This window comes from Paenarthrobacter sp. 10L412, from assembly GCF_056395565.1.
On the sequence record NZ_JBFTJT010000030.1, the window covers coordinates 1 to 8,766 of the forward strand.

Here is an 8,766-nt window from a genome sequence, read left to right on the forward strand (position 1 = left end):
CCGTCTCTGCTCACTTGAAGTGCAACCCTCAAGCCAACGGTTCCGGCACTCCGTACGCCGATACGATCGTGGCTCCCTGGTCGTATTACAAACCCACCTTTGGGCGCACCCAGCAATTCGACATCAAGTGCCCGTATGGCTACGTCATCGGCGCTATCGTCGGCCCTGCCGGTGGTGATCCTCTGCTCACTGCCTCCGGTCCCGGTGGTGGTCCCACAAAGGTCATGCGCTGGGGCACCCTGATCCAAAATGGAATGTCCGGTGACCCCAGGGGGGCTACGACTCACTACACTGTCTCGGCTGAGTGCATCAGTGATAACGGGCAGCTTGGCACTGTGACTGCTGCGACTGACGGTAATGCCGCCGTCCAGGGGGACAAGGGGGCTGTCAAGGTTCCGTCCTGTGCTGCTGCTGGTAAGGGCCACAACACCGGCAAGATGCATATCGACGCCTTCAACGATCTGGACGGCACGACCACCCGCGTATGGGAAACGAACGCTCCCACGGTCGATCCGAACGAACCGCTGTGTGATCCGACCAAGCCTGGCGCTGGCTGCAAGCTTGAAATTTCCATCGACGGCAAGCCCTGCACCATTGGAAACCTCGAGTGCGAACACTGGACCCAGGTCGATCAGGCAGACTCCACCCACACTCGCGTTTCCTGCAAACACGGACCCTATGCCGTCGCTCTCGCCGTCTGCGCACCGTTGGAAGGTGCCTATTATCCCGGTGGCAGGACCGCCACACAGGCTAATACCGACGGCGATCCCAACACGTCGGATAACACCGACTTCAAGGGCAGTCCACTGCCCAATAATCCCGCTCCGCAGACACTCCCCGGTACTGGAACTACCACCGGCACGACTCCCGCCCCCGGCGACGCTGGGCAGACAAGCCCGTCTGCGGATTCCAATTCGCAGGAGTGCTTCCCTACCGGCTGGGGCATGTTCAATCCCGTCGAATGGGTGCTGAAACCTTTGGGCTGTGCGTTCATCCCCAAGACCTCGCAACAGACAGCCCTGCAGACACGAATGCAAAACATCACCAATACCGCCGTCGCTTCTCCCCCGTTCTCCTGGGTTGCTGGTATCGGCATGAGCGCCCCTCATACGGCTGCTTGTCCAGACTGGAATATCGCTATAGCTGGCCACTCCTGGAACGTCGTGTGTGACTCGTCCTTTACGGCTGCTCTCAGAGGCTCCCGCGTGGCCATCTTCGCCATGATGGCTACCGCCATGGTCTGGCCGCTGATCCGTTCTATCTGGTACGCCTCCATACCATTTCTTCGTGTGGCTCCGGGGAATCACAAATGAGAACACTTGGGGCCGGTCGCCCCGGCTGCAACGGAACGGACGGACGCGCCAGCGGCCGGAGTACCGGCCTGACGGGGGGCCGGTCCTAATGGTCACAGATGCGATTTTTAACTGGATCCTCGACATGGTGCAGTGGCTCATGTCCCAAAACCACATGGCCGGTATGCCCGTTTCGCTGCTCGATTTCACATGGTTTGGAGACATGAACTACTTTCTCCCCGTTACCGAAATGTTCGGACTGTTCACAGCCTTCTTTGCTCTCGGCGGTCCCATGATCGGCGTCTCACTCATTGTCTGGATCGTCGTCGGTGTCCTGCGTGGGGGTGCCACGAAAGCATGAAAATTTTCCGCTTCCTGCTCCTGGTCCCGCTTGGCGTCCTCGTCCTGGCGCTTATCGGCTGGCTCCTTTTCGTCATGTCCGTCCTTCCCCCGCTCGTTTCCGGCGTCGCGTTCGGCCTCCTGGTCGTCGTTGCCGTCTGGTTCTTCTATGCCCGTAAACGCTCCCCGGTTATTGGCTCCGAAGCTTCGCTGATGCGCGGCCACCGCTCAAAAGATGGGTTGCTCTAATGTCTGTCGTCTCCGCTCTTATCTCCACCCTGAACCGTGGTCCGCTGCTCACCCCCGAGGCGACTGCTGTTAAGCGCCGCCGAGGGCTTCCCATCATGGGGTACATCGGTCCCAACGGCGCGGGAAAATCGTTGCTCGCCGCGCAGGACTCCATCCCGACACTGCGCGGCGTTCCCTGGTCCTGCGACAATCCGGACCACCTCCACACACGGCGCGGCCAAACTCACGGCGTCCGTAGGGTCCTCTCGACCATGCCTTTCGTCACGCCTTCCGGCGCACCGCATCCGCTCTATGTTCCGCTCACTGACTACTCGCAGATCATTTTCTGTGAACACGTCGATCTGATCCTTGACGAGGTCGGCGGCGCGGTTGCCTCCACGACTGGCGACGATATCCCCATTGGCGTCAAGGCATCTTTACAGGAACTTCGCCGTCGCGAGGTCGTCTGTCGCTGGACGGCCCCCAGTTGGTCGCGTGCTTCCAAGGTTCTTCGCGAGGTCTCCCAGGGTGTCACCCTCACCATGGGCTATTTTCCGGTCGCTCACAAAGACGGCGTTCCCTTCGACGGGCCACACGATATCGAAACCTTGTCGGTCGATTCCGAAACGCTCGTCTATGAAACCTGCGATATCGAGGGCGAACACCAACACGACACAGGACGGATTTGGGGCGCTCGACGGCTCATGTACGCCCGTACCTTCGATGCCAACGTTTTCGATGAATGGACCACGGCGAAACGCGAAAAAATTAAGCCCGTAGTTCGCACCCTGTTCTGGCGTCCCGGCTCCGCTGCCGAATCGGTCTACGACACACACGGCTACGTGGAAAAGCTTGGCCAGGTCACCGACTCGGGCCGCTGCGATCACTGCGGCGGTCGCCGTACTCCCCAGAAGTGCACTTGTGATTCCCCGGCCACGGTTCGCGGTGCCCGTCGTCGCGCTGCCGACGCTGCCGCCGTCGTCGATGGTGACACAGTTGAAATTGTTGCCGGTGGTGGGCATGTTCATGCTTGATACTGCTGTGAATCTGTGTAAAGTGCCTGACATGGGTATGGGACAATTCAAGGCTCCGAAGCTGGAACGCGACCAGGACAACGCGCGTAAAAGTCTCATTCTTCGCGGCTCCGAGTTGGATGATGCCCTCGATGCTGTCACCCGGTGCAAGGATCGGCTGCGTTCTGTCGTTGTCGCTGCGGCTGCCGTTGGCCTGACTGAGGTTGAAATTGCCCGTCTTGCCGGGATCTCCCGGCCTACTGTTCGTGACTGGCTGGGCAAAACGTAGCCAAAAAAAACCGGCCCATGTGCGGAAACACTGGGCCGGTCAGCACTTCCCAAACTCGCTCAAAAGTTTTTTTACTACAGGAAGGGTGCTTGCATTGACAAGCTTACCGGCAAAGGCGCACCGAAAGACAGTAGCTCGGCAGTCCCGTCGTCGCGCCCGGTACACTGCCCGTCGTTTCCAGGGGTTCCATTCCTCGCTTAAGCGGGTCCGCTACTGCGGTCGTGATGCCGTCAAGGGCCAGTCTGTCGTTATCAAGGCGTCCGGTGTCGGTGATGATCGTCTTGCCGGTGTCGGCAACGTGCAGCACTGCGGTTCCGTTTGGGCTTGCCCTGTCTGCTCCCACAAAATCAATGCCGTCCGCGCGCAGGACATAGCTGCTGCCGTCTCCGCGTGGCACACTCCCGCTTACGGTCCACAGCCTAAGAACGCCCCTGCTCCGCTTCCCTCGGGCCGTGTCATTTTCCTCACCCTGACTATGCGTCACCGTGCCGGGCAACGGCTCAACGACTTGTGGACGCGCGGGATCTCTGCTGGCTGGGGCAACGTAACCTCGGGCCGTGCCTGGAAAGACGAGCAAGAGAAATACGGCGTCCCGGTCAACCGTGTTATCAAAACCGGTAAACGCGCGGGGCAGGTCGAAAGAAGTCGCCGGATTGGCTTCGCTCGTGTCGTGGAAACCACCCAGGGCAAGAACGGCTGGCATGTCCACGTTCACGCGCTCCTGTTCGTCCATGGCGGTATTACCTCCGATCAGGCCATGAAGCTCGGGGATTCCATGTTTGGTCGGTGGCGGGACTCGCTCAAAGCTGCCGGGTTCGGTTCTCCCACGCTGAAACATGGCGTTGACGTTCGCTTGGTTGGCCCTGCCGATGAACACAAAGTCGCCGACTACTTTTCGAAGCAAACTTTCGGCGGTCGCGATAAGGCTGGCAAGCTCGGTTGGGAAGCTGCTGGCGGTCAAGGGAAGAATGGCCGTCTCGGGAACCGTACGCCCTTTCAGATTCTCGCTGATGCCATGGACGGCGGCGCTGTCGATGCTGACGGCGTGGTGTCCGAAGACATGGCGCTCTGGTGGGAATGGGAAGAAGCCAGCAAGGGCAAGCGGCAACTCACCTGGTCACCCTGGCTCCGTAAAGCTCTCAAACTCGGCGTAGAGCTGACCGACGAGGAAATTGCCGATGATGAACTTGCCGGGGATGTTGTCCTGGAACTGCGCGACGCGCAATGGAAAGCCGTTGAGCCTCGGGTCGAAGAGCTCCTGGAAGCTGTGGAGGCTGACGAGGATATGACGCTGGCGTTTGCGTGGCTACGGGAACATTGCCGCGTCGATGGTCACAAGCTCTATTCGCCCGGTGAGTTCTCCCGGTCCCTGGTCCTGGTCGCGGCCTGATGGGTGCGCCCTGGCCATTCGGTCAAGCCCGTTGGAATGCCCTTGCAGCGGCCCTGGCGGCTCCTGTACCGGACGATCTGCCCGACGACGCCCCAATGTCCCCCGAGGACGAGGAAAGGGCCTACGCTCTCGCGTCGGCCCCTTCCCAGGGATCACTTTTCTAAGACGTAGCGGGGATCTCCCCAGGTTGGCGTGCACTGCGGGTAAATCCACGTCCCAGGGTTGCTGCGGTGGTCCTTCTGCCCGCAGTACTTGCACGTCCTTGGCCTTAGTGGCTTGTCGTCGCTGACCAGAAAGTGTTTCGGGTTGTCCTGCTGCCACTCGTCTGCGCCCCAGCCGTGCGGGTTCGTGTAGTCGGGTAGCGGCTCGTAGATCGGCTTGGGGGCTGGTGCCGGCGCTTTCGGTTCAAGAAAAATTGACGGCGTAACCGAAGTGCCGGCCACGTGCTCGTCAACGAGTGTTGCCGCTTCCGGTGGCTTGTTCGCGTTCTCCTGCTCGGTCCACCGTGCCTCCGCTTCCAGTTGGGACTTCACGAATGGCCCGTACTTCTGCTGTGCGGCTTGTTTGGAAATCTCCAGGATTTCGCCGATTGCCGCCCAGCTGGTGCCGGATTTACGGGCGTCCAGGACTGCTAGCAGCACGAAACCCTGCGCGGCTTTCAGTTCGTCTGCGGCTTTTTGAAGGGATGCTGTGGCTTGGGCTGTGTTCTTCTCCATGTGTCAAGTTTACTTGACGTTGGGTCGGGCGTCAAGACTTATTGACGTTTTGTGGTGGTGATCGTCTCCGCCCCCGACTGTGGTAATCACCGCCAGAAGTCCAGCGGTAGCCCCCATGCCTTCTTTAGATCCCGGCCAGAAACTTTCCGGTTTCCGACAGGCGGTGGTGGATGCCCGGGGCCGGTGTCGTCCAGGCTGAAGAAAACCCGTTTCATTCTCTGCGGTGGGACTGCCGCGCTTCGGGCTTCAGCCCATGGGAGACTGACCAGTGCCCAGGCTTCCCCCCGGCTTGCCGACAAAACCGCGAAAATTTTCTGGATCCTCCAAAACTCCGGAAGTCGCAAGGCTCCCCGCTGCTGCTGGTGCCCTTCCCCCGGCGTCGGGACGCTCTGCCGCTGACCTTTTTATGCCGGTAGGCTTCCGTCCCTTCCCTGGCCACTCCGGACCCAGCCATGCGCCTGAGAGGACCCAGGCCCCAGGTACTGCTCCCCGCCCCTCTCGTGCTGGTATGCTCCTCTGGTTTCCCCTGCTTTTTCGGTTCCCTCCGCCCCCTGCTGGACCCTCTGCCGCTCTTCAGAGGGGCCGCGCAGCGGCCCCGGCTAGGTAACTTACGAATAGCTCTTCCACTGCCCTTCGGCAGGGCAGTAAACTGCCGTTGCTTTGGTGGGTCCGCTTGTACCTGACGACATGGCATTTAGTCCAGGGAAATTTTGTCGGGATTAGCACAGTTTTTCGGCAGGGTTACGCGGATAAACGCTTCGTTACCGAACCGTTATCGGAATTGTCACAGGGGCATTAAATCCATCGTTTAAGGTAAGTCTTGTTAGCCCAGAAACCAACTGGGTCCCGCTCTACCGGAAAACAAAAAAGAGGTAAAAAAATGGCATCAGTAGCTTTAGCCCGCGTCAGCGGTAGCGTTCTGGCCGTCTCTGCTCGCTCGGGCATTATCAAGAACGGGCCTCGCGCTGGCGAGGAATGGCGGATTGAATCCGCAAACGTTCTGGTTGCCGATCAGAACGTTACCGTTGTCCAACTCCCCCGCCGTGACTCCACCGGCACTTTTGAAAACCTCCGGACCCGCTCCGTCGATAAGGGCGACCAGGTTGACTACCTCGTTGAGGTTTCGATCTATGGTTCCGAGGTTCAGGCGCGCGTGCTGGATCTCTGGCCGGACGAGTCCGACGCTTCCGAGCTTGCCGCGTAACGTCCTCGCCTGTTAAGGCGGGGTCCGGTTACCAGCCGGACCCCTGACCCTGTTAGAACTCTACTTCTCGCAAGGCTAAGGACATGTTATGTCGTCAACCGCAGTAGTTGCCTCTCAAGTAGCTCAAGCTTCGCTCAATTCTCAAATCTCCTGCCGTCCCATTGTCGAACGGTTCGGCATTCTCGATGTTTATTCGGTCCAACACCGTCCCGGCTGCACGTGCGTTAGGGGACGGTGATGGACGAATATGTATTCTCTGCCTACTTCATTGCCGCCGTTATTGGCGGGTCCGCAGGGTATCTCATCGGAGGTATCCAGCGTGCAGTTCGCAATATCCGCGAGGTCAAACGCCAGCTTCGGGCTGAAACCACAGACAACCTCGTCCGATCCGTCGCCAACTCCCTCCCCTTCTTCGAGCGTGACGCCTTCGTCAACTCCTACAGCGACAGTTACCGTAACGGCTCCACCCTCGGGACCGACGACGGTAGTCCTCGACGGCGAGCAATTCACAGGGATAACAGTCGGTCTGGTGCTGTTACTTCTGTTGGCCGCCGCTCTGCTTGCGTCACAGATGAAACGTCCGTGACTCCATGACTGCCCAGGATCTTGTCTTTCCCGTCGTCGGCGGTATCGCCGGATTCCTGGCGTTCATGTCCCTTCCGCTCCTGGGGTTCGCGCTGCTCCACATGATCGGAAAGACAAACTAATGCTGCTCGATCACGTCAAGTCGCTTATGGCGTCGCCTGTGGTGTCCGTGGCTCTTGCCGTCTCCATCGGTGTCTCTTTGGTCCTGCTCTGGGGCGTGGCGTACCGGGGGCGGGATTGATGGATCTCGCCGCCTTCTTCGCCTCGCTCGTCTCCGTGTTCGGGTTCCTTGTCTACCTGTTGTTCGGCTCTGATAGCTGGCTCCCATGATCGGCCTCGATCAGCTTATGAGTGCTATTTCTCTCGGGCTGGCTGGCCTGTGCTTCCTCGGTTTCCTGCTCTCCCTCTGCGTGGCTGTTTGGTGGGTGCGTCGCCGGTGATCTGGGAAAACATGTCTCAACTTGGGTCGGCTTACGGGCTGGCCATAGGCGGCGGTTTGCTGCTCGGGGCCATGATCGCAATTTTCAACTCCTGGCGTGCGTAGCGCGTGCGGGTCACTACGGAATATTTGAAGGGGGGTGTATCCCATGGAAGCAGCTGTTAGTGCAGCCCTTGCCAGTGCTGTAGGTTCCGCAACCGGCGTTATCACGACGTCCATGCCCGTCGTTTTCGGCGTCGCTATCGCGTTCGTTGCATGGAACGTCGGCAAGCGCGTGCTGGGCAAGATCTAGAGTCCGTCAATCGGCGGATTCTTTAGCGGCGGGGGCCGGTGGTCAAAACCTTGCGAGTTTCCACCGGCGCCCAACCTGATCCCATTTTAGGGGGTGAATTCAAATGGTTCCTTTGGTTGCAGGTCCAGTAGATACAGCTATCAGCGGTGGTGTTGATGCCGCTCTGGCTGTTGTTGGAACGTCCATGCCCGTCGTTTTCGGCGTCGCTATCGCGTTCGTTGCGTGGAATATCGGCAAGCGCGTCCTCGGCAAGATCTGAGTTCGTACGGCGGGGCATGGTTCCGCGAACTGGCATACCCGATATTGCCGGTTCCACCCCAGGGAACCACGCCCCGCCATTGTCGCTTTAATTTCCCAACTTTGAGAGGGGGCACTGATGCTCCGTGTACGTCGACTCTTTCGCCGGATAGCCCGGCCATTCGCGTTCGCTGCCGTTGCGGGCATCGTGTCCGTTTCCCTGATTGTCACTACACCGTCCAACGCCCAGGCATTCGCTGACGGTGGCCTGATCTCCGCCCCTGTTATCGCCGGTGCTGTCGAGGCTGTTAGCGGCACCGTCGTCACAGCCGCGGTTGTCTCCAATCCCATCGGCTGGACCGTTGCCGCCGTCGTCGGCATCGGCATTGGCCTGTACGCCACAAAAGACTTCTGGATCCAGTTCAATCCCGGCCAACTGTTCGTGAACAACAATGGCATTACTAATCCCGGCCCTGGTGGCGTCGTTGATCCGCGCGTTTCCATTACCAGCTTCACCCAACTGGATAATGCCACCGTTCGCGTGGCCATCGCCACCACGGCTCCCCCGGCTGGCACGCCCGATACTTATTACACCGTCTCTGCTCACTTGAAGTGCAACCCTCAAGCCAACGGTTCCGGCACTCCGTACGCCGATACGATCGTGGCTCCCTGGTCGTATTACAAACCCACCTTTGGGCGCACCCAGCAATTCGACATCAAGTGCCCGTATGGCTACGTCATC

The 8,766-nt window shown here is 59.6% G+C and carries 12 protein-coding genes; 11 read left to right on the forward strand and 1 reads right to left on the reverse strand.

Annotation, left to right across the window (positions count from 1 at the left end; genetic code table 11):
- The 6 genes from AC1DD7_RS24240 to AC1DD7_RS24265 all read left to right on the forward strand — a co-directional run.
- A partial coding sequence (locus AC1DD7_RS24240) for a hypothetical protein (RefSeq protein ID WP_441432263.1) occupies positions 1–1,313 on the forward strand: 1,313 nt, incomplete at its 5' end.
- Positions 1,314–1,401: 88 nt separating this feature from the next.
- Positions 1,402–1,653 carry a hypothetical protein gene (locus AC1DD7_RS24245; protein ID WP_441432264.1) on the forward strand — a complete coding sequence of 84 codons (252 nt, stop codon included), beginning with the start codon at positions 1,402–1,404 and terminating at the stop codon, positions 1,651–1,653.
- Positions 1,650–1,880, forward strand: a complete 231-nt coding sequence (locus tag AC1DD7_RS24250) for a hypothetical protein (protein ID WP_441432265.1) — start codon at positions 1,650–1,652, stop codon at positions 1,878–1,880. The genes AC1DD7_RS24245 and AC1DD7_RS24250 overlap by 4 nt, the downstream gene beginning before the upstream one ends.
- The gene (locus AC1DD7_RS24255) at positions 1,880–2,893 is read left to right on the forward strand and encodes a hypothetical protein (protein ID WP_441432266.1); all 1,014 of its coding nucleotides are present in this window, start codon (positions 1,880–1,882) and stop codon (positions 2,891–2,893) included. The genes AC1DD7_RS24250 and AC1DD7_RS24255 overlap by 1 nt, the downstream gene beginning before the upstream one ends.
- A gap of 31 nt (positions 2,894–2,924) precedes the next feature.
- Positions 2,925–3,161, forward strand: coding sequence for a helix-turn-helix domain-containing protein (locus tag AC1DD7_RS24260; protein ID WP_477516904.1), 237 nt, complete (start codon positions 2,925–2,927; stop codon positions 3,159–3,161).
- 94 nt (positions 3,162–3,255) lie between these two features.
- Complete coding sequence (locus AC1DD7_RS24265) at positions 3,256–4,551, forward strand: rep family protein (RefSeq protein ID WP_477516905.1); 1,296 nt, start codon at positions 3,256–3,258, stop codon at positions 4,549–4,551.
- 152 nt (positions 4,552–4,703) lie between these two features.
- Here AC1DD7_RS24265 and AC1DD7_RS24270 read toward each other — a convergent pair whose 3' ends face one another.
- Positions 4,704–5,267: a hypothetical protein gene (locus tag AC1DD7_RS24270; protein WP_441432270.1), complete on the reverse strand. Its 564-nt coding sequence runs from the start codon at positions 5,265–5,267 to the stop codon at positions 4,704–4,706.
- An 880-nt stretch (positions 5,268–6,147) separates the two neighbouring features.
- Between AC1DD7_RS24270 and AC1DD7_RS24275 the strand changes: the two genes are divergently transcribed.
- From AC1DD7_RS24275 to AC1DD7_RS24295, 5 genes are all read left to right on the forward strand, one after another.
- Positions 6,148–6,471, forward strand: coding sequence for a hypothetical protein (locus tag AC1DD7_RS24275; RefSeq protein WP_441432271.1), 324 nt, complete (start codon positions 6,148–6,150; stop codon positions 6,469–6,471).
- A gap of 237 nt (positions 6,472–6,708) precedes the next feature.
- A complete protein-coding gene (locus tag AC1DD7_RS24280) occupies positions 6,709–7,065 on the forward strand; it encodes a hypothetical protein (RefSeq protein ID WP_477516906.1) in 357 nt (118 codons plus the stop codon).
- Between the two features lie 578 nt (positions 7,066–7,643).
- Positions 7,644–7,787, forward strand: a complete 144-nt coding sequence (locus AC1DD7_RS24285; RefSeq protein ID WP_441432272.1) for a hypothetical protein — start codon at positions 7,644–7,646, stop codon at positions 7,785–7,787.
- Between the two features lie 103 nt (positions 7,788–7,890).
- Positions 7,891–8,046 (forward strand): hypothetical protein, encoded by a 156-nt coding sequence (locus tag AC1DD7_RS24290; protein WP_441432273.1) that lies wholly within the window; start codon positions 7,891–7,893, stop codon positions 8,044–8,046.
- A 117-nt stretch (positions 8,047–8,163) separates the two neighbouring features.
- The coding region (locus AC1DD7_RS24295) for a hypothetical protein (RefSeq protein WP_441432274.1) at positions 8,164–8,766 on the forward strand (603 nt) is incomplete at its 3' end.

Coding starts and splice junctions, on each gene's coding strand:
- AC1DD7_RS24260 (WP_477516904.1), top strand. CDS start 2,925: ATGGGTATGGGACAATTCAAGGCTCCGAAGCTGGAACGCGACCAGGAC.
- AC1DD7_RS24280 (WP_477516906.1), top strand. CDS start 6,709: ATGGACGAATATGTATTCTCTGCCTACTTCATTGCCGCCGTTATTGGC.
- AC1DD7_RS24250 (WP_441432265.1), top strand. CDS start 1,650: ATGAAAATTTTCCGCTTCCTGCTCCTGGTCCCGCTTGGCGTCCTCGTC.
- AC1DD7_RS24245 (WP_441432264.1), top strand. CDS start 1,402: ATGGTCACAGATGCGATTTTTAACTGGATCCTCGACATGGTGCAGTGG.
- AC1DD7_RS24270 (WP_441432270.1), bottom strand. CDS start 5,267: ATGGAGAAGAACACAGCCCAAGCCACAGCATCCCTTCAAAAAGCCGCA.
- AC1DD7_RS24255 (WP_441432266.1), top strand. CDS start 1,880: ATGTCTGTCGTCTCCGCTCTTATCTCCACCCTGAACCGTGGTCCGCTG.
- AC1DD7_RS24290 (WP_441432273.1), top strand. CDS start 7,891: ATGGTTCCTTTGGTTGCAGGTCCAGTAGATACAGCTATCAGCGGTGGT.
- AC1DD7_RS24275 (WP_441432271.1), top strand. CDS start 6,148: ATGGCATCAGTAGCTTTAGCCCGCGTCAGCGGTAGCGTTCTGGCCGTC.
- AC1DD7_RS24285 (WP_441432272.1), top strand. CDS start 7,644: ATGGAAGCAGCTGTTAGTGCAGCCCTTGCCAGTGCTGTAGGTTCCGCA.